This is a genomic window from Streptomyces akebiae (genome assembly GCF_019599145.1).
GTDB lineage: Bacteria > Actinomycetota > Actinomycetes > Streptomycetales > Streptomycetaceae > Streptomyces > Streptomyces akebiae.
On sequence record NZ_CP080647.1, the window covers coordinates 2,858,311 to 2,885,266 of the forward strand.

18 protein-coding genes are annotated in these 26,956 nt (G+C 69.8%); 8 read left to right on the forward strand and 10 right to left on the reverse strand.

Features of this window, described 5'->3' with window-relative positions; genetic code table 11:
* Positions 1 to 26 precede the first annotated feature (26 nt).
* The 4 genes from K1J60_RS12170 to K1J60_RS12185 all read left to right on the forward strand — a co-directional run bounded on the left by K1J60_RS12170 (position 27) and on the right by K1J60_RS12185 (position 4,163).
* Positions 27 to 545: a hypothetical protein gene (locus K1J60_RS12170; RefSeq protein WP_220646248.1), complete on the forward strand. Its 519-nt coding sequence runs from the start codon at positions 27 to 29 to the stop codon at positions 543 to 545.
* On the forward strand, positions 545 to 2,071 hold the full coding sequence (locus K1J60_RS12175; protein WP_220646249.1) for a hypothetical protein: 1,527 nt from the start codon (positions 545 to 547) through the stop codon (positions 2,069 to 2,071). The genes K1J60_RS12170 and K1J60_RS12175 overlap by 1 nt, the downstream gene beginning before the upstream one ends.
* A 32-nt stretch (positions 2,072 to 2,103) precedes the next feature.
* Positions 2,104 to 3,483, forward strand: a complete 1,380-nt coding sequence (gene mycP, locus K1J60_RS12180) for a type VII secretion-associated serine protease mycosin (RefSeq protein WP_220646250.1) — start codon at positions 2,104 to 2,106, stop codon at positions 3,481 to 3,483.
* Between the two features lie 362 nt (positions 3,484 to 3,845).
* Positions 3,846 to 4,163, forward strand: a complete 318-nt coding sequence (locus K1J60_RS12185; protein ID WP_220646251.1) for a hypothetical protein — start codon at positions 3,846 to 3,848, stop codon at positions 4,161 to 4,163.
* Between the two features lie 462 nt (positions 4,164 to 4,625).
* Here K1J60_RS12185 and K1J60_RS12190 read toward each other — a convergent pair whose 3' ends face one another.
* The 5 genes from K1J60_RS12190 to K1J60_RS12210 all read right to left on the reverse strand — a co-directional run bounded on the left by K1J60_RS12190 (position 4,626) and on the right by K1J60_RS12210 (position 9,631).
* On the reverse strand, positions 4,626 to 5,315 hold the full coding sequence (locus K1J60_RS12190; RefSeq protein WP_220646252.1) for a hypothetical protein: 690 nt from the start codon (positions 5,313 to 5,315) through the stop codon (positions 4,626 to 4,628).
* Between the two features lie 29 nt (positions 5,316 to 5,344).
* On the reverse strand, positions 5,345 to 7,690 hold the full coding sequence (locus K1J60_RS12195) for a hypothetical protein (protein WP_220646253.1): 2,346 nt from the start codon (positions 7,688 to 7,690) through the stop codon (positions 5,345 to 5,347).
* Positions 7,691 to 7,711: 21 nt separating this feature from the next.
* Positions 7,712 to 8,140 (reverse strand): hypothetical protein, encoded by a 429-nt coding sequence (locus tag K1J60_RS12200; RefSeq protein ID WP_220646254.1) that lies wholly within the window; start codon positions 8,138 to 8,140, stop codon positions 7,712 to 7,714.
* Positions 8,141 to 8,913: 773 nt separating this feature from the next.
* Entirely contained in the window at positions 8,914 to 9,225 is a 312-nt protein-coding gene (locus K1J60_RS12205) for a WXG100 family type VII secretion target (protein ID WP_220646255.1), read from the reverse strand.
* 19 nt (positions 9,226 to 9,244) lie between these two features.
* Positions 9,245 to 9,631 (reverse strand): WXG100 family type VII secretion target, encoded by a 387-nt coding sequence (locus K1J60_RS12210; RefSeq protein ID WP_259407691.1) that lies wholly within the window; start codon positions 9,629 to 9,631, stop codon positions 9,245 to 9,247.
* Positions 9,632 to 10,047: 416 nt separating this feature from the next.
* On the opposite strand from K1J60_RS12210, the gene K1J60_RS12215 reads away from it, so the two are divergent.
* Positions 10,048 to 10,380 (forward strand): DUF397 domain-containing protein, encoded by a 333-nt coding sequence (locus tag K1J60_RS12215; RefSeq protein ID WP_220646257.1) that lies wholly within the window; start codon positions 10,048 to 10,050, stop codon positions 10,378 to 10,380.
* Positions 10,381 to 10,436: 56 nt separating this feature from the next.
* Here K1J60_RS12215 and K1J60_RS12220 read toward each other — a convergent pair whose 3' ends face one another.
* The 3 genes from K1J60_RS12220 to eccB form a co-directional block, all read right to left on the reverse strand.
* Positions 10,437 to 11,936: an outer membrane protein assembly factor BamB family protein gene (locus K1J60_RS12220; protein WP_220646258.1), complete on the reverse strand. Its 1,500-nt coding sequence runs from the start codon at positions 11,934 to 11,936 to the stop codon at positions 10,437 to 10,439.
* 2 nt (positions 11,937 to 11,938) lie between these two features.
* The gene (mycP, locus tag K1J60_RS12225) at positions 11,939 to 13,129 is read right to left on the reverse strand and encodes a type VII secretion-associated serine protease mycosin (RefSeq protein ID WP_220651424.1); all 1,191 of its coding nucleotides are present in this window, start codon (positions 13,127 to 13,129) and stop codon (positions 11,939 to 11,941) included.
* 114 nt (positions 13,130 to 13,243) lie between these two features.
* Positions 13,244 to 14,782: a type VII secretion protein EccB gene (gene eccB / locus K1J60_RS12230; protein ID WP_220646259.1), complete on the reverse strand. Its 1,539-nt coding sequence runs from the start codon at positions 14,780 to 14,782 to the stop codon at positions 13,244 to 13,246.
* A 176-nt stretch (positions 14,783 to 14,958) separates the two neighbouring features.
* On the opposite strand from eccB, the gene eccE reads away from it, so the two are divergent.
* From eccE to K1J60_RS12245, 3 genes are all read left to right on the forward strand, one after another.
* A complete protein-coding gene (gene eccE, locus K1J60_RS12235; protein ID WP_259407692.1) occupies positions 14,959 to 16,293 on the forward strand; it encodes a type VII secretion protein EccE in 1,335 nt (444 codons plus the stop codon).
* Entirely contained in the window at positions 16,293 to 17,090 is a 798-nt protein-coding gene (locus K1J60_RS12240) for a hypothetical protein (RefSeq protein ID WP_220646260.1), read from the forward strand. Before eccE ends, K1J60_RS12240 begins: the two co-directional genes overlap by 1 nt.
* Before the next feature lie 469 nt (positions 17,091 to 17,559).
* Positions 17,560 to 21,138: an SCO5717 family growth-regulating ATPase gene (locus tag K1J60_RS12245; protein WP_259407693.1), complete on the forward strand. Its 3,579-nt coding sequence runs from the start codon at positions 17,560 to 17,562 to the stop codon at positions 21,136 to 21,138.
* 125 nt (positions 21,139 to 21,263) lie between these two features.
* Here the strand turns inward: K1J60_RS12245 and K1J60_RS12250 are convergent, their stop codons facing one another.
* On the reverse strand, positions 21,264 to 22,244 hold the full coding sequence (locus K1J60_RS12250) for a bifunctional riboflavin kinase/FAD synthetase (RefSeq protein ID WP_220646261.1): 981 nt from the start codon (positions 22,242 to 22,244) through the stop codon (positions 21,264 to 21,266).
* Positions 22,245 to 22,399: 155 nt separating this feature from the next.
* Positions 22,400 to 26,800, reverse strand: coding sequence for a trypsin-like peptidase domain-containing protein (locus K1J60_RS12255; RefSeq protein WP_220646262.1), 4,401 nt, complete (start codon positions 26,798 to 26,800; stop codon positions 22,400 to 22,402).
* Between the last annotated feature and the right edge of the window lie 156 nt (positions 26,801 to 26,956).

Sequence of the window (26,956 nt, forward strand, 5' to 3'; positions counted from 1 at the left end):
CATAGGTGAACGGGGAGGCGGCTGACGTGAGTTCGGACGGGGGCGGCAGCGGTGGAGGGGGCGCGCCCGACACCGGCAAGTCCTTCGACAGCTTGTACGGCGTGAACCCTCAGATGGCGCTGGACATCCAGCACGACGCCATGAAGAGCTTCAAGAAGCGCGTCGACAACCTTCTGATCGAGCTCGGCAAGTCCGAGGCCTCCCCCGACAAGGTCGGCCAGGACCGTCTCTCCCGCACCCAGCTCGGCTCAGCCGAGTTCAAGGAAGCGCAGTTCCTCTACGAGTCGTACGCCATCGTCCATGACGAGTTGGAGAACCTCTCGAAGGCGCTCAGCGCCCAGATCGAGGGGGTGGGACTGGCTGTGCACGCGTCCCGGGTGGGCTTCGAGAACCTCGACGAGGACATCAAGGCGCGGATGCAGGAGGTCAACGCGGAAGTCGACAAGTACTACGACGTGGACCGGGATCCGTACGCGCAGCGCCAGGGCGAGCAGCAACAAGGCGAGCCGGTCGCGGAGGTCACCGACGCCGAGAAGGGCCTGTGATGAGCGAGCAGCCCAAGCGGAACCAACCCCAGCCCCAGCACACCGACTTCGAGTCCATGACCCACCCTCAACTCGTGGCCATGCTCGAGTCCGCCAACGCCGAGAGCGCCTACGACCTCGCCGCCAAGCTCTCCAAGGCCGCCTCGACGATCACCAAGATCGGCGACGACCTCATGACGTACGTCAAGGGACTGGAGTGGCAGGGCGAGGCCGGCGACACCTTCCGCGAGTGGGGCGGGCAGACGGCGAGCGCCACGCTCCACCTCGGTGAGTACGCCGAGGTGGCGTCCCGGTGGATGGGCGTCGTGTCCCAGGCAATCGCGGAGGCGAAGGCCGTCATGCCGGACACCTCCGAGACCACGGCCGCGCAGGCGGACCTCCGGACCGCGGAGAAGTCCCTCGCGGCAGCCAAGGAGCCGGGCGCGCGCAACGACCCCGACGCCCGCAAGCTGGCCCAGACCGCCCAGTCCGACGCGACGGCTGCGCAGGGGCGGATCGACGCGGCTCGGTATGAAGCCGTCCAGCAGATGCGGAAGCTGGCGCAGACTTATCAGCAGTCGGCTGCGCAGGTTAATGGGGTGGAGCCGCCTACGTTTGTGCCGCCAGCAGAACAATTGGGCCATGACGAGTGGCGGCAACCCAACGAGTACATCGCCGTCACGGCGTCTGGTGCTTCAACAGCGGGAACATCCGCTTCCCCTTACAGCGATGGCCGCAACCACAGCGGCAGCGGCCCTCAGACAGAACCTAGTCGAGTCGAGTCGAAGCAGGGTACAGATCAGGTCAGTCGTTCCCAGCCGGTCTCCATGGGAATCGACGGTTTGGCCACACTCCCGGAGAGCCCGAACCACGGTTTGACACCCCCCGTTTCCAACGGAATCACGCCTCGTCCCGAAACGCCATCTCAGATACCGCCAGGAGCAATTCCGCCGTCGTTCAACGGTGGTGGAAGTGGACCGGGACAGACCACCCCTGGACGGCTTCCCTCGGTCGCACGTTCTCCGCTGCTTCCGGGACAGGGAACAGGCAACGGCGGAGTGGCCCGCATGCCGCGTGAGAGCGGAATCATGGGAGGACGCCCCGTCACTCCCACGTCCGGCCGATTGGGGGGCATCCCGCGGGGCACGGTCATTGGCGGAGAGAGCACCCAAGGGCGTACACCCATGGGGCGTGGCATTGCCCAAGGGATGCCGGGCGGCACTGGTACGAACGCCAGCCAAAGCAGTGCGACTGGAGGCCGGCGTATGGCCTCCGAGGCGGGCGGCGTCGCAGGTCGTCCCGCTCAAGCCGGCCGCACGTCGAGCCGCCCTTTCACACCAGGGGGAGCCGGGCTGCTCCGTCCGGGCAACATGCCGGACGGAGCAAGGGCATCGGCGCAGACTCGCGGTGATGCAACGCCCACCTCCCGCAACGCAACGCCCTCACAGCGGAATCAGCGGGACAGGGAACGACCTGGCTACCTCTCTGAGGAAGAGCAGACGTGGCAGCAGAACCACCGTCGGGCTCTGCCGCCAGTAGTGGACTGACTTCCCGCCCCGTCAACGACTCAGGAAGGCACATGGGATTCAGCAGTATGCGAACACGGCGGCCCGTATCAGTGGTGTCGGTTTCTCTTGGCCTACTGCTGGTAGGTGTTGCCGCGACTCCTGCCCATGCCGAGTCGGTTCGGGCCAAGCAATGGCACCTGGATGCCATGCACGCCGAAGAGATGTGGAATGTCAGCACGGGTCGTGGCATCACAGTCGCCGTCATCGACTCGGGAGTCGATGATTCTCTGGCCGACCTAAAGGGTCAGGTCCTCGATGGCAAGGACTTTTCCAAACAGTCTGGCGACGAACACACCGATCTCGCCAACCACGGAACAGGTATCGCTGCGCTCATCGCAGCCACTGGCGCGCGAGGGGCCCAGAATGGCTCCTACGGACTGGCTCCAGGAGCCAAGATCCTGCCTATCCGCATGCGCTACGCCACCGAGGACTTCGGTCAAGTCGACAGCAATGCCGAGTACTCCCGCGTGCTGACCCAGGCAATTCGTTACGCGGCAGACACCCCGGCTCAGATCATCAATATCTCGATGGCCAGCGCCAACTCGTCCGGGCAGCAGGACGTCGGAACACCGGAACTCTCCGCCGCCGTGAAGTACGCGCTCAACAAAGGAAAATTGATCTTTGCCGCTGCGGGAAACACCGGGGACACGTCGAATCGAATAGAGTATCCGGCCGCAACGCCCGGCGTTGTCGGAGTCGCAGCGATCAACGAAGAGATCGAGCGGACGTCAAAATCTCAGTGGGGTCCACAAATCGATGTTGCGGCGCCAGGCGAGAAGATGGTCTCCGCATGTAGTGGCGGAACCCAGGTGTGCACGGGTGACGGCACCAGTGGCGCCACCGCCATCGCCTCCGCATCTGCCGCCCTCATCTGGTCGAAGCACCCGACCTGGACGAACAACCAGGTCCTGCGTGTCCTGATCAACACAATGAAGGGCAACGAGAAGAAGTGGACCTGGAACAACGCCATCGGTTACGGCATTGTCCGTCCACGTATCGCACTGAAGAACCCGGGCGACCCAGGTCCGGCCGATGAGTATCCGCTGCCGGACCTGGCTGCGGCAGCGTCACCGTCACCGTCTCCCGAACCCTCGAAATCCGGCGGCTCCTCCAGCAATGACAAGAAGGACGACGAACCCACCGCGGCAGCGCCCCCCGCGGACGAGAGCAACCCGGCTCTGTGGATCGCCCTTGGCGTAGGGGCCGCGGCGCTCCTCGGTACAGCGGTCGCCGTGCCCGTGATTCGCGCGCGACGCCGACGTCCCGCTCCTCTCACCGTCCCCCCGCTTCCCATGTACGCACCACAGCACCACTACCCACCCGCCAGCCCAAGACAGAGTCATGGCACCGGTTCGCCGCCGGAGGGCCCGCCGAGTACGGGACAGCATTGATGAGCATGCCGAGCACCGGCGGCCTGATAGTCAGCGAGTACCACGAGGAAATCGGTAATGTCGTTCGATGAAGCCTGGGGTCAAGCACGCACTGCATCTGCAGCTCACCAAAGCAGCGGCATGCAGTCGAACCAGCTGCCCCCGGCGGGGGTGGCGGCGATGCCGCCGACCTCAAAACGAACTCGTCGGGCAAGGCTGTCGCGATCAAAATGCTGCAGGACGACATACCCCGAGGCACGGAGAAGGCCAAGGCTCCGGCGTAGTCGCGTGGCGTCCTGTTTGTGATGGTTGCCGTGCTTCGCGGTGCTCCGGGAGCGGGGCGGGTACCGGTATCCGGGGGCTGACCAGTGACAATGAGCCTCATGGAGATTGCTGTTGAGATCCATGTGCCCCTGCGGGAAGCCGTGGGCGCTGTGGAGGGTTCCTCTCTCTTCCCGTGGATCGACCAGGTCGAGGACTTCCTCGCCGAGCAGGAGGCGGCGGAGGTGTATGACGACGGTGAGGAGTACGGCGAGGCATACGTCTTCTTCATCACCGGGGCCGACGAAAAGGACCGGCTGGCCGTGGCGTCTCGCGCGGCTGGTCTTGCAGGCATCCCGAGCGGAGTGTTCGCGATGGTCACCAGTGATGAGGCAGAGGAGATCGGCCTCGGACGACGTGTTGAGCTGCCGCTCGGTTAATCCCCTGCTCAATCAACGGTCGGCGGGGCCCGGCCCTGCTGCTGATGCCTCCCGGAGAGCGCGACAGGCACGGACTCCCAAGATCATGAAGTTTTCGACGCCCCGTGGTCCGAGTGGAAGAGCGTGCCTGCCGACGTATCATTCCAGGGGGCGTCGCAACACAATGATCAACTGACTGTCGCCAGGACCTGCCGGCCAGTAGGTACGGGCGGCGTGATCATGCCGCACATACGGCGTACTGGTCTGGATTCACGTTGCCGACTCTGGTGTGTCGATCCACGAGTCGTCGAGGAGCGGGCTGGGCCGTCCGTGCCAGAACACGTCCACGCTGTCGCACGCACGTATCGCCGCCACGAACAGTAGGGATCGGGCGCTCTGGATTTCGTGCCGGTGTGGGACCCAGGGCGATTGCAAAGACAGGAAGGGTGCCCTGATCACGGTCGTTTCTGTATACGTCAGGGGCTACGCGGAATCCAGCACGGGCTTCGCGGGGAGCCCGCCGTTGTTCTCGCAGCGCAGTTCCTTGGCCATGGCAAGCGAGACGGAGTGGGCCACGGTCGCGTAGGCCTCCTTCAAGGCCTTGATGTCACCCTCGGGTTCATGAAATGGATCCCGGTGCTCCACGCCGATCTCGATGTGGGCCGCATCCGACGAGCCACCCAACTTGTCGCTCTTGCACGCGAACTGGACGTACGCCTTGTCCACCGCTGCCAGGGCCCGCTCCCCCATCTTCAGCACGGTGAACTCCGAGGCGGGGGTGCCCGTCGCAGCGGTGTCGACCCGCCTCCAAGTGATTCGGAGGTCGAAATCCGGCGTGTCGGTGGGCGTGTAAACACGGCAGACGTCCCCGCGATACACGTTGGGGTCCCAGAGCGTCTCGACAATGGTCGTCGCGGCCTGCGCGATGGTGTACCTCTCTGCCGAGGCCTCGAACCGCGACGCTCCCGTGATCACCTTCAGTGCCTTGGACGCGTCGGCGGACATGGCGTCGCCACCGCAGAGTTGTGTCCCCGCGACGACCTTGTAGTCGTCCGGAACTCCGTCCTCGTCCCCGTCCCCTCCACAACCCGTGGCCCCGAGAAACAACGAGCCGGCCACGGCCGCGGAGAGGAGTCCCCCGCGTACTGACCTACGACTGATCACTGTCTGCATCCTTAAGTGTCCTCGGCCGTCCACCGGTATCAACCGGTCTCCGGGTCGTGGCCCTGCTGGTTCTCCCGGTCGTTGCCTACTGCGTAACCGAGCAGCATCGATTCGCGTAGGTCCTGTGCGAAATCGCTGTTGGGGTCCACGCCGTTGTGCTGCAGGAAAGCATCCATCGGAGCCTCGGCCATACTCTCGCCGGCGGAGTAGATCTCGTCCTTCTCCTCGTCGTTGAGGTCCTCCATCTTCCCCTTGTGCTCATCCACCGATTTCTCGGACATGTCGCCGACCATCTGACCGATGACCTGTTCGGCAGCTCCGGCGGCGGTATCCGTTGCCAGCGGGATGAGCACCGCGGCCGTGCCCACGGCCGCCGTCGCTGGCAGGAAGGCGACGCCCGCCGCGATGCCCGCCGCGGCCCCGAACTGGACCCAGCCCGCTCGCTTGGCGACCGCCTTCTCGTAGTCCTCGTGGGTCTTGAGGTTCGTCGCCTCCACCTGGTCGGCCCGGGACTGGTCGAGCATGCCCTGCACCTCGGCGCCCACGCGCACGGTCGCCCTGGCAGCGCCCTCCTTGATCCCGTCCGAACCCACTGTCTCCTCCAGCACGCTGCGGGTGTAGACCTGCTCCGCGGTCGAGACCGTCGCGTAGGCGTCCGGGTGCTGGCCCAGGGCGCTGAGGAAGCCCCGGACGATACTCCGCCCGTGACCGTCCACGGTGTCCGCGAAGTCGAGGTGGCCCTCCGGGTTCTTGCCCGGCGCGAACACGCTCTCCGGGTGGTTCTTGTCCAGCGCCCAGTTGATGTCGTCGATGTAGCCGCCGCCCATGACGCCCAGGCTGTCGGCCAACGCCTCGTGGTGCTCCTTCAGCAGACCCGGGTCCGCACCGTACTTCTCCATGACCTGCTGCATGACAGCGGCGTTGTCCGCGTCTCGCACCACGCCGGCGTCCGGGTGCCCGGCCGGGTAGCCGAGGGTCGCTGCCTCCAGGGCGTGGCCGAGGGCGTCGGGCATCTGGTCGAGCGAGTCCTTGAGCTCCTTCTCGTCGAGCGAGTTGACGTCGGGGAAGGACTCCCATTTCTCGTTGCCGAAGAAGTCGAAGTAGTTGTCGATTACCTCGCCGTCCTTGTTTTTCCCGAGGTCGGCCGCGGCACCGTGGTTGACCGTGCCGTCCTCGTTGTACGCGGTCGGGGGCTCGGTGAAGAACTTCTTCGCCGCCTCCGGGCTGTTGCCGAGCGCTTCCAGCATGGCTGTGGCTGGGTCGTAGCCGGCCCCGTTCACTCCGGAGGGGTTGAACGGGTTCTTGAACGGACTGTTCACCACCTTGTTATCGGCGAACATGTCCGGGTCCTTCGCGTGCAGCTGCGCCACGTGTTCGGCGATCGGGTTGAGGAACTTCGCGTCGTAGTTCCCGTACCGCATGATCCCGCCGAGCAGCTGGTATCCGAACGGACCGCCGTAGTCTTGCTTGGACAGCGGAATGCGCTCCGGACCCAACTTGCGGAGCTCCAGGCCCCACTTGTCGGAGAATTCCTTGTCGTGGGAGGCGGTGGCCAGGTTGAGGCCGAGGTTCTCTTGGAGCTGCTGGACGTCCTTGAGGCGCTGCGAGTCGACCTTGCCGTACTCGTACGTGTCCGTGGAGAGCTGGCCGAAGAATGCGAGCGACTTCTCAGGGCCGAGCTTCTCGTAGAAGTTCTTGGAGAACTCCACCGACTTGCTGTTGTCCTTCAGCAGTTCGTTGAGCTGCTGAAGTTCGGAGTGCGTGAGGTCCCGGCCCTTGCCCGCCAGAGCGGCGGCGCGGGCGGCTTCCTCCTGGTCCAGCTTCGTGTACGTCGGAGCGTTGAAGTCCTTGCGGTCGGTGACGTTGGCCTCAAGGGTGTTCTTGAGGGCGACGTCGGTGTCGTTGCAGTTGTCGACGATGAGGTCGATCCTCTTCTGCCACGACTCGATGTTCCGCGCCTCCTGCTGCAGGGGCTCTTTGTAGTCGGGGTCGTGCAGCGCCCCGGGGACCTCGGACAACGGGTTTTTCGCCGTGACCTTGCCTTTGCCGTCCACCCGGATGCCGGCTGCGGGCCCCTCGTGGTCCCGGATGTTGATCAGGTCGTCCTTGGCCTTCTTGATGGCCGCGTGACCCTCTTCCAGGATCTGCTTCACGCCTTTGGCCTCGGCCGCGGCGTCCGCGAACTCCTTGGCCGTCTTACCGATGAACGCCCTGGTGACCCCTGCGTTGACACCCTCCCACTCCGCTCTGTCCGCCTTGGCCTTCATCCCGTCGGTGGCGTCCGTGGCAAGAGTGTCCAGCTTCTTCGCCATCTCCGACCAGTCGTCGACGGCGGCCTTCAGCTTCGCCACCGGAGCGTCGATGATGTCCTCGTACTTCAGCAATTCTGTGCGCTCCCCCGAGCCCTATTTCATGTATTCCGTGAGCGCGGATATCCGGGTCAGATCACCCACGATCTTCACCTCGTCCTTGGCGTGCTGGGCCTTGCTGTAATCGAGGTGATTCGAAATCTGCGCGCAGGCGTCCAGCAGGGTCCTCAGGTGGGTCTGCCAGTAGTCATGTACCTTCAACACGGCCGAACCGCTCACGAAGTTCCCGTTGGTCAGCGCTATCGCCGCGTCGAACGTGGCGGGACGGGCGATGTCGCCCTCCTTCGCCAGCCGACCCAGCAGGTCATACGCGTCATTGCCGATAGCGCCGAGGTCGTCCCGGTTGACCACCAGGTCTTTCCCGCCACCACCTCCGCCGCCTTCGGCAGGAACGCTGTTGATCTGCATGGCAGTCCGCTCGGCCGCCGTCGCGCGCAGTTCGGCCCATTCTTGCTCGAACGTCATGAATTCCTCTCAAGTCCATCCGGGCAGGCCAACCCGCCGTACTCGCACGGCCACCAACCTGATCACCTGTCGCTTATACCATCACCCACCCGCGGGACGGCTGACAGTTGATCCCCCGAAGGCGACAGACACGGCAGCAGAAACGACCACTCGCGATTTGTCAGCCACCTCACACGATCCGCCGGTTAGCGCCCAGCCTGGTGGCGATCATAGGCGCAGGGGCCTCCGTAATCAGCCGACCCGATTGCGCTCCACACGCTGACTCACGTCCGGGATGCACTCCCGGATCACGCTCCAACCCACCTCCGCACACCCGCCTTTGGCGATATGCCACCAATCAACATAAATCCACCGGCATTTGCTGCTTGGATGTCATGGGCATTCTGGCTCGCCCGAGGGATGCGGCCCGAGTTCCGTGGCGTTCACGGGTAGGCCGGTGCGGACCAGGCTGGTCTCCTCCGGCTAGGGAAGCAGAGCGTGGTGCTGGATATCCAAACTCTCGACGACCTCCACAAGGCTTTTCCAGATTAGCCACCGGTCCTCGACGTGGACCGCGTTCCGAGGCGCCGAGCTGTCCGGCCTCGGCGTATGCGGTCGACCGGTTGCTGCGGTCAGCCCGCAAGCCTTCCGCACCAGCACCAGCACCAGCACCGTCGACTGTGGCCTTATCTCCCGGGGTTCCCCTTGAGTTTCCGGAATATGTCGAGTGGCGTTCATCAGCACGACAGGGGAGGCAGCGTATCCCGCCGACTCCCCCGCGCCTCAGCCGCGTTTCAGCCCATCAACATGCGGATGCGCTTCGCGCCGTCCAGGTCTGTGCCCTGGTAGCCGACGACCGACCTGTCCAGGAGGTCGGCGATGAAGCGGAGCTTTTCGGTCATCTGCTGCATCTCGGTGGTGTTCTTGCGCTGGATGTCTCCGTACGCGGTCTTCGCCTCACCCTCCCAGGTTTCGGCGACGCGCTTCACCTCCTGCATGAGGGCTTCGAGCTCCTGGGTCAGGTCCGTGGCGGTCTTGCGGACGTCGCTCGCGGCCTGGGTGACTGTTGCGTAGCTGATCGCTGTGCGGTCATAGCTGGTGCTCATCGTGGGTCTCCTCCGTGGCTCAGGCGAGGCTGGTGATGCGGTCGGTGGTGTACGTCTGGCCCCTCATCCCGGCCTCTGCCTGGGCCTGGGACTCCGAGGAGTTGTCCACCTTCCGGATCTCCGCGATGCGCTCCTGCTCATGCTCGTCGAACCCGTTGACGGCCATGCGCATGACGTCTTCCAGGTCGACGAGGTTGTCCTGGAGCTTCTTGAGGTGGACGTTCACCTCTCGCTGCACCCTGTCGTACTCCTGGCTCGCCGCGCCCTGCCAGCCGCCCTGGATCATGTCCACCACGGTATTGAGCGACGTCACACGACGGCTCACCTCGACGTGGAAGTTCTGGATCTTGTTGGCCAGCGCGATGAGTTGGTCATTCTCGCGTTTCTGGTCCGGGGTCCCACTCACAGGTTCTCCACCCTCCTCTTGATGTGACGGCGGCATGGACCGCCGTGACGCGTCCATCGAGGCCGAGCGCCCAGATGGTTCAGGCGGGCAAGAATCACTGTGATCAGCGCGCGTCGCGCGGTCACAGCGTCACACCGCCCCCGTGCCGTATCAGTCACGTGATACGGCACGCCACTCTAGTCACTTGACGTGACGCTTCCAACTGCAAAGTCATAATGGACAGTTCAGGGGCGGCTCAGGGGACGGGCAGGTATCGGGACAAGGGGCGCAGCAGGAACCCTGGCTGCCGACAGGGTGTGATACGGGGATCGCGGGGTGTGACGCATAGCTGTTCTGTTTGTCGGTCACGGATGTGTCACCGCACAAGTACTGTGAGCCCGTAGCTCGTTCGTACGTCGGGAAGGGACCTCGCCGTCATGGCCGATGGGCTGGACAAGGGTGCCGAGAAAGCACTCAAGGAACGCAAAGAGCGCGAGAAGGACGAGCTCTACTCGCTGGACATCTCGGGGGTGGAGTGGCACAGCGCGCCCGGTACCGAGGAGCATGAGGAGCGGGTGGAAATCGCGTACTTGCCCGAGGGTGCCGTGGCCATGAGGTCGTCGCTCGATCCGGACACCGTGCTGCGGTACACCGAAGCCGAGTGGCGGGCTTTCGTGCTCGGTGCGCGGGACGGGGAGTTCGACCTGGAGCCGGCACCTCACAACGGCGGGCTGGAGCAAGGGGCTGGCGCCGCACAGCAAGAAGGGTGAGGTAGCCGCCGTCCCGGGGCCCGGTGCGCGACTCTCCGGACCCCCGGGGCCCCACCTCACGTCCCGGGTCGCACGGCCTCGATGCCCAGCACCAGCCACACCCACTTCTTCTCCTGGCCGTCGTCCGGGCCCGTCGCCACCCTTGCTCCGAAGAAGAGGCGGCCGTTCTGGACGCGGATGTCGACCAGTTTCGGGGTCGCCAGGATCGTCGCCTCGATGGGGAGGCCGAAGTAGTAGTAGGGCGTTTCCCTGCCGCTTCGGGGGTCGATGCTGACGAGGCCGTAGGGCCTGATGTTGTCGGTGCTCTCTCGGTATGCGAGGAGTTGGTCACCGCTCATGCGCAAGGGGTGGAGGAGTTGGTTGTGGCCCGACTCGAACTTCTTCGTCGTCTTTCCCGTTTCGACGTCGAACCCGATGATCCAGTTGGAGTTCGCCTCGGCTGTCTGGTCCGGGTCTTCCCTGCTCTCCAGGAAGACCTGACCGTCTCCGACCACCACGGACGGGCAGTCGTCGATCGTGTTGACGTTCGTCTGGCTCGCGCAGTCGGCGACATACGTGCCGTTGCCAAGGCTGATCGTCGCGCGGTAGTCACCGTTCTCATCGAGCGTGATCAGGTCGGTGATGTTGACATCGCCTGCCGCGGTGCCGAGGACGGCCGGTTCGCTGGACATCAGGTAGACGTTCCGGACGCCCTTGGTGACGTCGTACGTCCACCGCACCTCGCCGGTGCGAGGGTCGACGCTGCGGATCCGGAAGGTGTAATCGAGCGTCTTCCTGACGACGCAGGTGTCGCGGATCAGCAGGGCCTTTCCGCCTGCACTGCCCGTGTCCCGGCAACCGTCGGTGCGCCGTTTGCGCCAAAGTTCCTCGCCCGAGGACATCGCGTACGCGCTCGATCCCTTGCTCCACGTCACAGCCACGGTGCCCCTGGTCAGGGTGACGCTGGGCAGGGTCTCGGCATAGTGCGGTGCGCCGGTCGAGGGGAGCGCCTTCTGCCAGAGCTTCCTGCCCGTGTCGAGGTCGAGGAACGCCACGTGGTCGCAGAGCGCCTGCTCCCCCGAGTCCGCCCTGAACAGCACCGCCGTACGGCCGTCGGCGGTCACATGGTGCGTCGTACCGCAGATCGGGCCGTCCAGTCTGACCCGCCAGGCCTCGTCGCCCAGGGTCACGTCCTGGCCGATCTCGTAGCCCGCGAGCGTGCGGTTGATGCCCTTGGCGAGGATCGTCTTCGTGGCCCACAGCCCCGGCATCTCTGTGTGCTCGCCCGGGCCCACGTCGTCGACCGAGAAGCGGAACGCCATCCGTCCACTGATGGTGCGGGGGCGTTTCTCGACGGTCTCGCGAACGTCATCCGGGTGCTGGGGGGCGGCGGCTGACTTTGTGTCGCCGGGGGTGGGATCATCCTCGGTCGCGTACGCCAGCAGCCCGGCGCCCGCACACAGCGCGGCGACCACGGCGGCCGCCACTGATCCCAGCAGTCTCGTACGGCGTCGGCGTGCGGTCCGCGCCGTGTCGGCGGACGCGGTGAACGGGGAGGGAGGCGGCCCGAAGGTCATGCTCAAGCGCCCTTTCTGCGGTGCCGGCGGCGCAGATCGCGCAAGACGACCGCCGTGCCGACGATGACCGTGACCACGGCCGCGGCGAGGCCGAGGGTGTACGTGGCGTAGCGCTCGTCGCGTTCCTGCGGGGTCTCGGCGAGCGAGAAGCGGGCGGTGTCGGGGGCCGGGGCCTTGGACACTCCGGGGTCCGGGGTCGGCGACGAGGGCGGGTCGGCCACGTCGGAGTCCTGGACGGCGCGGACCGGGTCGACCACACCCCAGCCGACGAAGTTGTCGTGGCCGTTGACGGAGCGTTCGGCCGTCTGCTCGATCTGGGTCACGATCTGCGCGGTCGACCAGTCCCGGTGCTTCTCCTTGAGGAGCGCGGCAACCCCGGAGACGAACGGGGCGGAGAAGCTGGTGCCGTTGTCCGTGCACTGACCGCCGCCCGGGACCGTGGAAACGATGTCGACGCCAGGGGCCGCCACGCCCACGAATGCGCCCGCCTGGGAGAAGGACGCCCGCTCGTTGTTGCGGTCCGAGGACGCCACCGCGAGGACACCGGGGAACGCAGCCGGATAGGTGTTCTTGTACGTGCCGTCGAGGCCGTCATTGCCTGCGGAGGCGACCACGACGACGTCGCGCTCAAGGGCGGCGCGGACCGCCTGCGCGAGCCTGGAGGTGCCGGACAGGGGCTTGGTCGTGTCCTGGGAGATGTTGATGACGTCGGCACCCTGGGAGACGGCGTAGGTGATCGCCTCCGCCATGGAGTCCGAGTCGCCGCTGTTCTCGGCGTCGTTCTGGCGGATCGGGATGATCGTGGCGTTGGGGGCAAGGCCCACGAAGCCCGTGCCGTCGTGCGGCCGGGCCGCGATGATGCCCGCGACCTTCGTCCCGTGTCCCTCGCGGTCGTTCGTGGGATCGGCGCCCTTGCCCTTTGCCAGGAAGTCGCGGCCTGCGGCCTTGTCGACCGCCGCCTTCAACTGCGGGTTGCGGTCGTCGACTCCGGTGTCGATGACCGCAACCCGGATGCCCTTGCCCTTGTCGGTGCCCTGCCAGAGTTCGTCCAGGAGCACACGCTGCAACGCCCAGGGCGTGCCCTTGATCTGCTTGGCCGGGAACGCGCACGCACCGCTGCCGTCGAGCCGCACGCGCGTGTCGGACGTACCGGGCGCCTCCGGGCCGGCCCCGGGCGCAGCGGTGCTCAGCATCGTCAGCAGTGCGGCCACGGCCGGCAGAGTTGTCTTCTTCGGCGACACCTGTACGTCGCTCCCGTCCTTCTGTGCTGTGGAGCCGCTGCTGGGGTGGTGCGCAGACGCTCGCGTTCACGAACCCTGCGGCTGGCGGGCGCTGTTGGTGTCCAGGCGGGGGCCCTTGGCGAGGAACTCCGACCAGACCAGTGGAACCCTCGCCGGCCGGACGTTCTCGTAGCCGAGCTTCACCTGGGCCTCGCTCGGCTCCGGTGTCCCGTCCGACGTCCTCTTCTTACCGTCCACACCGACGCCGGACCGCTCGCTGTCGCTGTCGCCGTTCGCCTGGACGGCGTATCTGAGGCCGGTGTCCGTCACCAGGAAGAGCGATCCCGAGTCGCTGTCGGTGCCCTGGATCTGGGTGTAAAGCAGTCCCGTTCCCGGAGTGACGTACGTGCTCGTGCCGCCCGCGGCGATCTCAGCGGGGTACTCGGTGCCCGCCCAGGTCCGGAGCGTGGTGCCGTTGTCGTCGTCGACGTCGCTCAGGACGTTGCACACAGTGTTGCGACCCGAGTCCGCGGAAGCCGAGTTGACCATGGAGGCGCGCTGTGCCGGCCAGTCCGACGGCTGACCGGCGAAAGGCGTGCCGTCGGCGGTGAAGTCCTGGAGACCCACCTTCGCCGCCTGGCTGTTCATGTTGAGGACCGCGGACTGCGGCGAGTTGATGAGCAGCCAGGCGGTGAACGCGCTGATGGCCTTCACCTCACCCGGCAGCACGACGTAGTACTTCTCGCCCTCGCCCGTCTCCGTCACAAGGACCATGCCGACCCTGTTCTCCTCGTCGGAGAGCTGACCCTGCACCCCGGCGGGGGAGCCGACTCCGGGCGGGAGTCGGGGAAACGAGATCGGGTCGCCCCGGTGCAGGGTCTCGATCCACTCCTTGGTGACGAGCTGTGGCTGCTTGGAGCCGACGAGCGTCTCCGTCAACTTCTGATCGTCCTCGTCCGCCGCCTCGCCCGCCACGCGATACGCCTTCCCGGCTGCGTCCACCAGATAGCGCTCCCCGGCGCGGGTCTTGACGTACAGCACCTCGCCGCCGGAAAGGCGTTCGGAGCCGTCCGTCTTCCGCACATCCCGGTCGGCGAAGACGAACGTCGCCTCCTGGACCGTACTGCCCTTGCCGCCGGGCTGCTCGCACACCGCCCACCGCTTGGCCTTGCCCGCCTCGTCGGACGTCGGCAGCCGGTCCGGTGCGTAGGGGATGCCGAGGATCGGGCCGCGGGGCGGCTTGCCCGCGTCGAGGATCTTGTCGCTGATCTGGACGACCTGGTAGTCGGCACCGTTCATGAGCAGTCGGGCGGAGGCAAGGTTGAGGACGGGGTGGAGGCGGGTCGTCCCGTCCGTCTTGAGGACGACGTAGCGCGTCGTCGACTGCTTGCCCACGATGACCCGGGTGCCGGGCTGGTTCCAGTCCTTGGGCGCGGTGGGCTGGAACATGCCCCAGGCTCCGAAGACGCCCAGTGCGAGGGCGCCCGCGATCAGGCTAGGCACGACGGCCCGCAACGGCTTCGGAGCCCCTTCCTCAGAGCCCCAGGGCGACGGCTGGAGGAAGGCTGCGAGAGTGCGTCGCTTCGCGAACGTGTAGGCGTTGAGTTCGTCCCGCCGTGATGCCATGAGTGCCTGTTTCTCCCCGTACCGCGCCCGGGGGCCAACAGCCCCCGCCCTCCGTGTCAGACCGGCCCCCTACTATGCCTGTTGAGCCTTGGTGCGCGTGGGGCGGGTAGGGTGCCTTCCGCATCGAGGCCGCTGTCGAGTGGGTCGTTTCAGGTGTCTACGGGGGGTTTGCAGCAATGGCTTCCGCAAGCCGGACGCGATCACGGTCGCGCACAGAGGCGGCCGGCCCGCGTTCGTCTCCCGCGCCCGCCCCGGCGTCCACGCCCGCGGTGACGACGCCCGTTCCCGGTCCGGTCGCGCTTCGCCTCAAGGCGGGTTCCGGGCACTTCGGGGCGTTCCGGTTGCGGCAGTTGCTGCTCGTCGAGGCGGCTGCCGCCGTGTTGCTCGCCGGCTGGGCTGTGCACCCCCTCGCGCTCGTTCCCGCGGCCGTCATCGCCGTCGTGCTCGTGCTGCTCGCCGTCGTACGTCGCCGTGGGCGCTCCCTGCCCGAATGGCTCGCCACGGCGCGGGCGTTGAAGGCGCGGCAGCGGAAGGCCGCCGGTGCGGTGGTCCGGCCGGGGACGGAGCCAGGGCTGGCGCCCGCCGTGGAGTGCGACCCGAGCCTGCGGACGTACGCGTACGGCGGGAGGGACCGGCGGGCCGTCGGCATCATCGGGGACGGGACGTTCGTCACCGCCGTGCTGCAGGTCGAGGCGGACGCCACCGCGCTGCGTGCCGAGCGAAGCCGGCAGCCGTTGCCCCTCGGGCTGGTGCGTGACGCGCTGGAGGTGGACGGGATCCGGCTGGAGGGTGCGCAGATCGTGCTGCACACGCAGCCCGCGCCCGCCATACAGCTGCCCCAGCAGTCGGTGGCCGTCAGCAACTATGCGCCTCTGCAGGCGCAGACGGGCGCCCCGGCGGTCCGGATCACCTGGATCGCGCTGAAGCTGGATCCCGAGTTGTGCCCCGAGGCCGTGGCCGCCCGCGGGGGTGGGCTCCTGGGGGCGCAGAAGTGTGTGGTGCGGGTCGCGGATCATCTGGCCAGCCGGCTCACCGGGGCCGGATTCCGGACGACCCTACTCGATGAGGAGGAACTGGTCGCCGCGCTCGCCACTTCCGCCTGCGCCAATCCGCTGGTGACGGCGGAGGCCGGACGTACGGACACTCCGCAGCGGCGGACCGAGGAGTCAGGGCGGAGCTGGCGGTGCGACAACCGTCGGCACACGACCTACTGGGTGCGGCGTTGGCCGCAGTTGGGTGGTCGGGGGCCTTCGCTGCCACAGCTCGTGGGGCTGCTCACGGCCATACCCGCGCTCGCGACGACCTTCAGTCTGACCCTGGCACGCGGCGAACGGCACGAGGTGGTGCTCACCGGGCACCTCCGGGTGACGGGGCGCAGCGACGACGAACTCGTGGTGGCCCGGCGCGCCTTGGAGCACGCGGCCCGGCAGGCCGGGGCCGGGCTCGCGCGGCTGGACCGTGAACAGTTGCCGGGCGTGCTCGCCAGTCTGCCTCTCGGGGGTGTTCGGTGATGACCATGACCGGTACGGGTCCGCATGCGCCCGGGGTCGGCGCCGACCCCGGGTCCGGCATTGCCGAGCCTTCCGTCGGTGAGCGGGTGCGGGAGCGGGTGCGCTCCGGGTTCGGGCTCATCGGGCCCCGGCACGGGCGGCACGCTTTGTCGGTCGACCACTTCGACTCGCTCGCGCTGCCCATCGGGGACGACGGGGTCGTCATAGGGGTGGATGCCGAGAGGCAGCCCGCCGTGCTGGGGATCAACCGGCCCACTCCGTACGACATCGTCCTCATCGGCGGGCTGTGGACCGCCCAGGTGCTCGCCCTCCGCGCGGCGGCGACGGGAGCGCGGGTCGCCGTGGAGACCGGGCGTCCGCAGGCCTGGATGCAGATGGTGCATGCCATGGGCGGCGGTCAGAACGGCATGGCCGTGTACGACGTCGGGCGGGTACCTCCGCAGGGCGCGTCGGCCGGCGGTCCTGTGGTCGTCATCCGTGACTGCGGCATGCGACCGCCGCGCGGCCGGGTCGTCTCCGGGCCCTGGCAGTCCGTGGTGACGTTGCTGCCGTACCTCAGTCCGGTCGCTCCTCGGCTCATCCGGCAGGCCCGGCTCGTCGGTGTGCAGCGGGTCTCACCAGACGAGGCGGCGGAGTTGGGGCGCACGATGGCCCTGCCCCGGGCGGACATGGACTCGTTGCCCACACTCGCCGACGGCGTCACCCTCTGGTGCGCCGATCGCGACCGGCAGTACGTGATGACCCAGCCGACCGACGCCGAGATCGGGTTGCTGGGTACGCCTCGGCGGATCGACTGAGGGCGGTCGAGGGGCGTCGGGGTTTCGCGGACCGCTCTCGGGCTGCGTCGGGCCTACGGGTGCGACAGCAGCTGGCGTTCCGGTCCGGTAACCGTTCGGTCCCGATAATCGGGCGGTGCCGGTGGGCATTTCGGCTCGTGAATGTCCGGTCCCGGTGACCGTCCTGGTCGCCGTCGCGAGCACGGCGCCGGTCACTGTGGTGCATCGGCTCCGGATCTCTGCTTTGGAGTCGCTCACCGATAATGACCGGTTTGACCAGTCTCGTTGGGGATATGTGCGCCATCCCCGGGCAGGGCGTGGCGAAGCGGGCGGGGCGCGGTGGGGTGGACGGGCCTGCCGTCGTTGCCCTTGTGGTGATTAGGCTGGGACCGGGGGCGCACATCACGACGTCACGACGACACGGCTCGAACGACCAGAACGGTCGGCCCCGGCACGGCTTTGAGGGTGCTCGACCACACCAGGAGGAATTGTGAACAGCGATCGGGACGGGATCCGCGGGGGCTGGGCCACACCCGGCGATGACCAGTCCGACGCGGAGTCCGCCGTCGAGGCGACGGGCGAGTTCACCATCGATTACGCGCCGCCTGCCTGGTACACGCAGAACGCCTCGTCGGGCGGGTCGGGTTCGGGACCGGGTACGGGGACGGGGACGGGGACGGGGACGGAACCCGGGGCCGCGTCGGACGAGGGGGGCCTTCCGGGTGGTGCGCATCCGGCCCCGCCCTGGCCGCCGGTGGCTGCCGCGCCCGAAGCCGGTGCGGAGAGCGGGGACATCGAGAGTGGCGCGACCATGCGGATCTCCGCCGCCGCGTTGAAGCAAGAGATCTCGGCTGTGGGTGCTGGTGCTGGTGGCTCGGCCGAGTCTGAGAGTGCGAGTGCGGCAGACGGTGGCACGGGTGTCGAGGGAGTGAGCGAGGCCGGTACGACCGCCGCTGTCGCTGAGGTCGGCGAGCCGGGCGCGGGTGCCGCCGCGCAGCCTGTAGCTGCTTCCGCTGCCGAGACGGTGCAGGACACGCAGGGCGGCGCCGGTCAGGACGGCGGCGGCGGTGCCGCTGCGGACGGTACGGCCACCGTGGGTGCGTCCGGCGAGGCGGCATCCGAGGCCGAGGCCTCTGGAGTCGAACCGTCAGGCGGCGACATCACCCCGGACTCCGCCTCCGACGGGGCGGAGCCGACGGGAGCCGTCTCTCAGGACGCCGCGCCTCAGGGCGACACACCTCAGCACACCGCTGCGCAGGACTCGTCGCCCCAGAGCGCGACAACGGACGACGTCCAAGCCGACGAGGCCGCACCCTCGGCCGCAGCGCCTCAGCCGGGTTCGCCTCAACCCGTGCCTCAGACCGGTGCACCGCAGAACACCCCGCCTGTCACGCCCGCTCCGGGTGTCCCCGGTGGTGCGCCTCAGGGGGCCTCCGCCTGGACTCCCCCACCAGCACCGCACGGTGCGCTTCCGCCGCTGCCGCCCGCGTTCCAGCTCGCGGCGCCTGTCGCGCCCGCACCGGCAGCGCAGTGGCCGCCGTCCGCGCCGCCGTCCGCGCCGCCGGCCGAGGCCTCGCAGGTGTCCCCCGGGACGCCCGAGCAGCAGGCTGCGCACGCGCAGGGGGCACCGTCCGTACCTCCGCAGCAGCCGGACCACCCGCAGGCTCCGCAGGGTGCCCCCGCAGCCTGGGGCACCCCGATCGACGCCTCACCCGGCGCCCCCATCGGGGCCCCCACCCCCGCTGCCTCCCCCGCCCCCGGCGACCCCGCCGCCCCCGCCGCCCCTGACGCGGCCGGTGCGCCTCAGGTGACCATCGCCTCCAACGCACCCGACACACCCGGCGCACCCGGCGCCCCCGGCACTCCCGGCACCAACAGCGCCCCGAGCGAGCCCGGCACACCGGGCACCCCCGACGCCACCGGCGTCCCTGGTGCACCCGCAGCACCCGCAGCACCCGCAGCACCCATGGCACCCGGCGTGCCCGCCTCACCCGACGCACCCCACGCCCCCACCAGCCCCGCCGCCCCCGGCCCGACGCCTCCGCAGGGCCAGCCGGCGGCGCCCCCGCAGGCCCCCGGCACCCCCTCCCCCACCGGTTACGGCTTCCCGCCCGCCGACGCACCCGTCCCACCGCAGGCACCCATCCCCCAGCAGAGCGGCTACGGCTTCCCCCAACCCCCGGCCCAGCCAGGTCAGCCGGTACAGGGGGAGCACCAGGGACAGGCCGGGCACCCCGGTCACCCGGGTCAGCCGGTCGCCCCCCACCCCGGCGCGTCGCCCCCGGCGCAACCCACCCCCGGTTACGGCTTCCCGCCCGCCGACGCACCCGTCCCGCCGCAGGCACCCATCCCCCAGCAGAGCGGCTACGGCTTCCCCCAACCCCCGGCCCAGCCGGACCAGCCGGCCCAGCCGGGGACCCCTGGTGCCCCTGGTGCCCCCGTGCCTCAGCAGCACGGCTACGGCTTTCCTCAAGGGGCGGCCCAGCCGCCCGGCTCCCCGTACCCCCCGGCCCCCCAGACCGGCTACGGATTCCCGCCCTCAGCCGCTCAGGCGCCGACCCCTCCGGGCCCGCCCAACTCCCCCGCCCCTCAGGGTGGTTATGGATTCCCCCAGCCCCCTGCTCAACCAGGTCAGCCGGGGCACCCGGGCCATCCCGGTCAACCCCAACCCCCCTTCCCCGGTCAGCCCGGAGACCCGGGGCAGCAGGCCCACTCCGGTCACCCCGGTCACCCGGGACACCCCGGTCAGCCCGGTGGGCAGCCCCAGCCCCCCGCCCCCATCGACCCCCGCACCGGCGCCGCTTGGCCGCAGCCCGTGCAGCACGACCACCGGCAGCCCACCAACCCGGGGGTGGCGCCCCTCGGTTACACGGCGGCCGTGGAGTTGTCGTCGGACCGGCTGCTGAACAGCAAGAAGCAGAAGCAGAAGAGCAGCCGTCCGTCCTCGGGGGGCGGGCTGTTCAAGCTGGGCGGCAAGAAGGAGGAGGCCGAGCGGCAGCGGAAGCTGGAGCTGATCAGGACGCCGGTGCTGTCCTGCTACCGCATCGCGGTCATCAGCCTCAAGGGCGGCGTGGGCAAGACGACGACCACCACGGCCCTCGGCTCGACCCTCGCCACCGAACGGCAGGACAAGATCCTCGCGATCGACGCCAACCCGGACGCCGGCACGCTCGGCCGTCGTGTGCGGCGCGAGACCGGGGCGACCATCCGTGACCTCGTCCAGGCGATCCCGTACCTCAACTCGTACATGGACATCCGGCGGTTCACCTCGCAGGCGGCCTCCGGACTGGAGATCATCGCCAACGACGTGGACCCCGCCGTCTCCACGACGTTCAACGACGAGGACTACCGGCGTGCGATCGACATCCTCGGCAAGCAGTACCCGATCATCCTCACCGACTCGGGCACCGGTCTGCTCTACAGCGCGATGCGCGGGGTGCTCGACCTCGCCGACCAGCTGATCATCATCTCGACGCCGTCCGTGGACGGTGCGAGCAGCGCCAGTACGACACTGGACTGGCTCTCCGCGCACGGGTACCAGGATCTGGTGGCACGTTCCATCACGGTCATCTCGGGAGTGCGCGAGACCGGCAAGATGATCAAGGTGGAGGACATCGTCTCCCACTTCGAGACGCGCTGCCGGGGTGTCGTCGTCGTGCCGTTCGACGAACACCTCTCCGCGGGTGCCGAGTTGGATCTCGACATGATGCGGCCGAAGGTGCGGGAGGCGTACTTCACGCTCGCCGCGATGGTCGCCGAGGACATCGCCCGTCATCAGCAGTCGCACGGTCTGTGGACCTCGGACGGCAACCCGCCGCCGGTCGTCGCCCCTCCGATGCCGGGTCAGCAGGCTCCCGCTCAGCAGCCGTACCCGCCGCAGTATCAGCAACATCCGCAGCAGGGCCAGCAGCCGTATCCCGGTCAGCCCTACCCGGGGCAGCCGGCCCCCGGACAGGCCCCCCAGCCCTACGGTCACCCCGGCCAGCCCGCACCCGGGCAGCCATATCCGCCGCAGCAGGCGCAACCGCAGCAGGGGCAGCCCCACCCGCCGGCACCGCCCCAGCAGTAGCCCGCACGACAGCCGGCGGCACGCGGAACACAGCACGGCGGCACGACTGAGGCCCGTACCGTTCACGGATCGTGAACGGTACGGGCCTCAGTCCATCCAGGTCCGGGGGCGGGCCGGCCTCGGAGCTACCGGCGCTGCTTCCCCTCGTCGCCCTCGTCCCCCTCGTACGCGGCGATCAGCTCTCGGCACCTCTTCACGTCCTCGCCCATCGCCACCAGGAGCGCCTCCAGCGACTCGAACTTCGCCTGGCCGCGCACGAAGGCGAGGAAGTCGACGGCGACGTGGAGGCCGTAGAGGTCGAGGCCGACGCGGTCGATGGCGTACGCCTCGACGGTGCGCTCGGTGCCGTCGAACTGCGGGTTGGTGCCGACGGAGATCGCTGCGGGCATGGCCTCGCCGGCGACGTGCAGCCAGCCGGCGTAGACACCGTCGGCGGGGATCGCGGTGTGCGGGAGGGTCTCGACGTTGGCCGTCGGGAAGCCCAGCTCACGGCCGCGCTGCGCGCCGCGTACGACGACGCCCTCGACGCGGTGGGGACGGCCGAGGATCTCGCGCGCGCCCTCGACATCGCCCTCGCCGACCAGCCGTCGGGTCAGGGTCGAGGAGAACGGCTGACCGCCGCCCGCCTCGCCGGTGACGAACAGGTCGACCACCTCGACCTCGAAGTCGTAGGTCTTGCCCTGCTCGGCCAGGAACGCCACGTCCCCGGCGGCCTTGTGGCCGAAGCGGAAGTTGGGGCCCTCGACGACGGCCTTGGCGCGGAGCTTGTCGACCAGCACCTTGACGACGAAGTCGGCCGGGGACAGCCGCGAGAACTCGGTCGTGAAGGGCAGGATCAGGACCGCGTCCACCCCCAGTTCGGCCATCAGCTCGGCACGACGGTGGTGCGGGGCGAGCAGCGGAGGATGTGTGCCGGGGCGCAAGACCTCGCTGGGGTGCGGGTCGAAGGTGACGGCGACGGAGGGAACGCCCAGCTCACGCGCGCGTTCCACGGCGTGTCGGAGGATCAGCTGGTGCCCGCGGTGCACCCCGTCGTAGGAACCGATGGTGACGACGCTGCGCCCCCAGTCCTCGGGGATGTCCTCCAAACCACGCCAGCGCTGCACTGTGACCGCTCCTCGTCGAACCCGTGTCCGTATTGACGCCTAACCCTTGCGCAGGTCTAAGGGTGCCATGCCCGATGCTCTCCGCCCGCATCGGCATCCGGGCTGTGACCCTGAGCACGGGATCCGGCCCCTCGACCCGGTACGCCCGTCCCTCCTCACGCGGGCACCCGCACACCCGGCACCCCCGCCAGGTTCTCGATCATCCGACGGGTGCTGGGACCGACCACCGCCGCCCACTCCTGGGGCGTGCCGCTGAGCCAGCCGACCACCAGCTCCGCGAACCCGGGCACGTGGCGGGCCAGGTCGACGAGTGCCCAGTCGAATCGGGTGGCCCCTTCGGGCGTGCGGACCAGCAGCAGGCCGATGCGGTGAACCAGCACCCGGACGTCCGCGCCCACGCTCGTACCCGCCGCGCCCGCGACGACCGCCCGCAGCAGCGCGTCGAGGACGGACGGGTCCCGCTCGGTCGCCATCAGCAGGTCGAGCAGTTCGCGGCGCAGCGGGCGGGAGACGGGGGTGCCCGGTTCGGCGAAGACGGCAGCCAGGGCCGCGCGAACCTGGACCGGGCCGTCGACGATGAGGCCGCTGACCAGAGGGAACAGTACGGCGCGGGTGCCCGGGCCGTGTTCCAGTCTGCGGTCGACGTACACGGCGACGTGCCCGGCCACCTCGGGGCGCAGGGCGACGACCTCCCGTACGAGGGTGGTGACGCGGCGCGCGAGGCCGGGCGTGGTGACCTCGGCGAGCGTGCGCAGGGCCTCCCCGTCCGAGCCCTCGGCGCCGGGCGTGCGCAGCCGGGCGCGGAAGGCGGCGAGGACCGGGTCCGGGTCGGTCGCGAGTGCGGTGACCACGGCGCTCGCGGGCAGCTGCGGGTCACCCGCCGCGAAGCGTTCCAGCGCCTGCGGCAGATACCGCGGCCTGGTCCGCGGATCCCGTACGAGCAGGGCCAGGGCGCCGCTGTGCAGGGTGACGTCGGCGGGGCGGCCCAGCAGGGCGAATGCCGCGTAGCGCAGGAGTTCGCGGTCGGCCTCCGTGCGCACGTGCGGAGCGGTCCGCAGCCCGTACGCGAGCCCCGCGACCCGTCGGGCCGGACGCTCGTCGTGCGCCCACCGGTCGACGGCCCGGCATACCGCCGAGGGCTCCTCCTCGGACAGTACGGCGAGGAGCTCGTCGCCACGTCGGTGCGCGCAGTCGACGAGTGCCTCGGTCAGGTCGTCCAGGGCGCATCGTCGATGGGTGTGCAGCAGTGCCTGCGCGGCCGTCGCCACGGTGGCGTCCGGGGTCGCGACCAAGGGGGTGTCGTCGGCGAACCAACGGGTGAGCAGCGGTTGTACGTCGACGGGGGCGGCCGACAACAACCGGGAGACCGCGTCCAGGTAGCGGGGCCCCTCGCCGGTGGCCGGGTCGGCGACGACCAGGCGTCGCAGCAGGTCGAACCGTTCCGCCTCGGGCAGGGGCAGCGAGGCCCAGAAGTCCGGCCCGAACTCGGCCGGCACACCTCGGCCCTGGGCACGCCAGGCACCGATCCGCTCGGTGAGGAACCGCAGCACCCTGGTGTACGGCGTCGCGTCGGGCACCCGGAGCAGGGCCTCGGCCAGGAGACGGGTGGCCCACCAGGTGGGGTCGTCGGGGGCGGGGGCGCCCGGGGGCAGCAGGGCGTCCAGGGCGTCGAGCAACTCCTCCAGGCGTCCGGCGAGTTCGGTGGGGCCCTGTTGTCGGCCGAGGAGGAGCAGGGCGTGGACGACGGGGCCGATACGGTGGCGCGGCACGGGGAGGTCGCGGGTGGCCCGGCGGGCCTGCCTGCGCACGCGGGCCTCCGAGGGCATCGTGCCCCAGCCCCGCCGGGTCTCGGCCTGGGCGACCCAGCCACGGTGCACGAGCGCGTGCAGGGCGGCGTCGAGGTCCAGGTGTGCGCCCTGGATCCAGTCGGCCAGTTCCTCGTGGGCGAAGCGGTAGCCGTCGCCGGCCGGGACGAGCAGGCCCTCGGTGAGCACGGCCGAGGCCCAGCCGGTGGTGCCGCCGAGCCGCCGTCCCGGCACCGGTCCCCACGGGAACACGGCCTCGAACGCGGCCCGGTCCAACTCCCCCTGTCCGGGGCCGAGGCACCGCCGGGCCGCCTCGTGCACCTGCCCCGAGACCTGCGCCGCCAGCCGCCGCACGGCCGCGCCGCGCACCCCGTTCACCGCGGCGAGCCGCACGGCGATCCGCAGACACATCAGATCCAGGTAGGCAGCCAGCACCTCGTCCCTGCCGGGGCGGCCTGGAGCGGTGCGGTCCGCGGTGGGACCCGAGGGGTGCGGGGTCGGGCCGGGGTCGTAGGCGGTCGGGCCGGAGGAGGACGGTCCCGGGCCGGTGGGTCGTTGCGCCCGGCCGTGCGGGTGACCGCCCGTGTCCCGTGCCCCGGGAGCGGACGGAGCGGAGGCTCCGCCGGGGGTGGGGGCGGTCGTGGTGGTGCGCCCGGTGGAAGGGATGTCGGCCCCGGCCGACGGGATGCCGAGCCCGTCGCGTCCCGGTTCACTCGGTCCCCGGTCCTCCGGGCCCCGGTTTCCCGGGCCGTAGCGCCCCTGCTCCTGCGGTCCCCAGGCGTCCCGGCCCGCCGCCCGCGGTCCCCAGCCGTCCCGGCCCTGGTCCTCCGGGCCCCGGTCGCCACGGCCCTGATGCGCCGGCCCGGAGCCGCCCGGCACCCGGTCCTCCGGCTCCTCGTCGGTCCGGCCCGTCCCAGTGGCCCCTGCCATGTGCCCGTCGGGCGGTCCGGCGAAGGCGCCATCCTCGCCGGGCCGGCCGTTCGCGGGGTCAGGCAGTGCCGCTCGGACCTCGGACAGGAGTCGCAGGGTGAGGGGGTGCCGGGCGTCCTCGGCGGTGAGCGCGTCCTCGGGGATCCCGTACCGCAGGCGGGCCCGGCGGGCCTCGCTCTCGGTCAGGTCGCCCAGGCGCACACAGGCCGGCAGCAGTTGCCCCTCGGCGCCGGAAGCCTCCCCGTGCAGCAGTTCGGCGGGGAAGTGCGTCCCGGCCCGCTCCCAGTACTCGGCGCGGCAGGCCACCACGAGCCGAGCCCCGTTCGCCCGCAGCCACTCGACCGTCCCCGCGGTCCACTCGGCCAGCCGGTGCGCGAGCGTCGGCGGCATCTCCTCGGGCCCGTCGAGCAACAACAGCAGCGGCCGCCCCTCCGCCCCCGCGAGCCGCGCGAGCCGCTCCGGCCGGATGTCCCCCAACTCGCCCTGGTAGCGACCCGGCAGCCACGGCCGCCCGCCCTCGGTTGCCCGATCTCCCAAAGCACCGGCACCGGCACCGCCCGAGGAATCCTCACCGCCACACGCACCCGCGGAAGCGGCGAATGCGGCCGAGAAGTCCGACGCGGCCCACCCACCCGACGCGGCGCCCTCGTCCGCCGCCCCGGGCCCGTCAGCCGCCCCGGGCCCGTCGGCGGCCGAGGCTTGTCCCGCGCCAGAGCCGGCGCTCCTGCCAGGCCCCCCGGATCCTCGCGCCGACGCCTCCCACTCCCCCGTGGAACCCCCCGCGTCCGACCCCTCCGAGGAGGCCGACACGGACGCCGCCACGATCCGTCCCGCGCGTTCCAGGGCGCGTCGGGCCGCGTCCGCCACGGAGGTGTCGGCGGAGAGGAGGTCGGCGCCGCGGAGCCAGAGAGTGGGGGCGGGGGCCGGGCCCCGGCCGCGTCGGGCGGCGAGGGCGGCCAGTTCCGTCGTACGGCCGCTGCCGGGTGGGCCGACGAGACCGAGAACGGCGGCGGGGCCCTCGGAGAAGGCGCTGAACTCCCTTACGACGTCGACCCGTTCGACCGGATCGGCGTCGGCCGCCGCCATGGCCCCGGCGCCCGCCCCCGGCCCGTCCGAGCCCACCGTCGTGGCCGTGAGCTCCAGCACCCCCGCCAGGTTCAGATCCGTTCCGTACGCCGGCACGGTCGCCGCGTTGCGGGCGAGCAGCTCGGCCAGCGGCTGCTCGGCCTGCCACCCCCGCAGGGGAACGGCGAAGCCCGTGGCCCGGTGCTGTGCCTCCAGGGCCGTGCCGAGGACGCCCACCACGGCCCCCGTGGTCATGTCGAGCACGGGTCCCCCGGCCGCGCCCCCGCCCAGCCGCAGCGCGTCGCTCCCCGCGGTGCCGATCGCCAACTCCAGGGCGCCGCGCAGCAGATGGAAACCGTCGGTCGCGGTGTACGTGACGTCCGCCGTACCCAGCACCCGTGCCTCGCGCCAGCCGCCGGCCGCGATGCGGACGTACGCACCCGTCTCGACCTCGTCCCGCAGGGCGAAGGGCAGCGGGTCCACGCACAGCCCCTGGGTGCGGATGAGCGCGAGGTCGAGGGCGGGCAACGGCGTGACCGCGTCGGACGTCACCACACAGACACGGTCGCCGGTGGCGCGCACCACGATCCGGGCCAGCCCGTCCACCGCCTCGTGGCTGGTGACGACCGTGCCGTGGTGGTCGGCGACGAACCCCGTGCCACGTGGTCGTCCCGCCAGATCGCCGACCCGCACCAGGACTTCGTCCCGCGCCGCCCGGCGGCCGTCGTCGGTCGCCCGACGGCCCCGTACCACCATGTCCTGACCTCCCCGTCGTACCTGTGTTCCGACGGTAGGCACGTGAAGATCAGCGGAACAGATCGCGCGACGAACGCGCCCCCTTCCACTCCCTCGGTTCACTCCGAGCGCCTGCACGAAGGGGTGAATAGCCCCGGGCAGATGGATACACCTCTG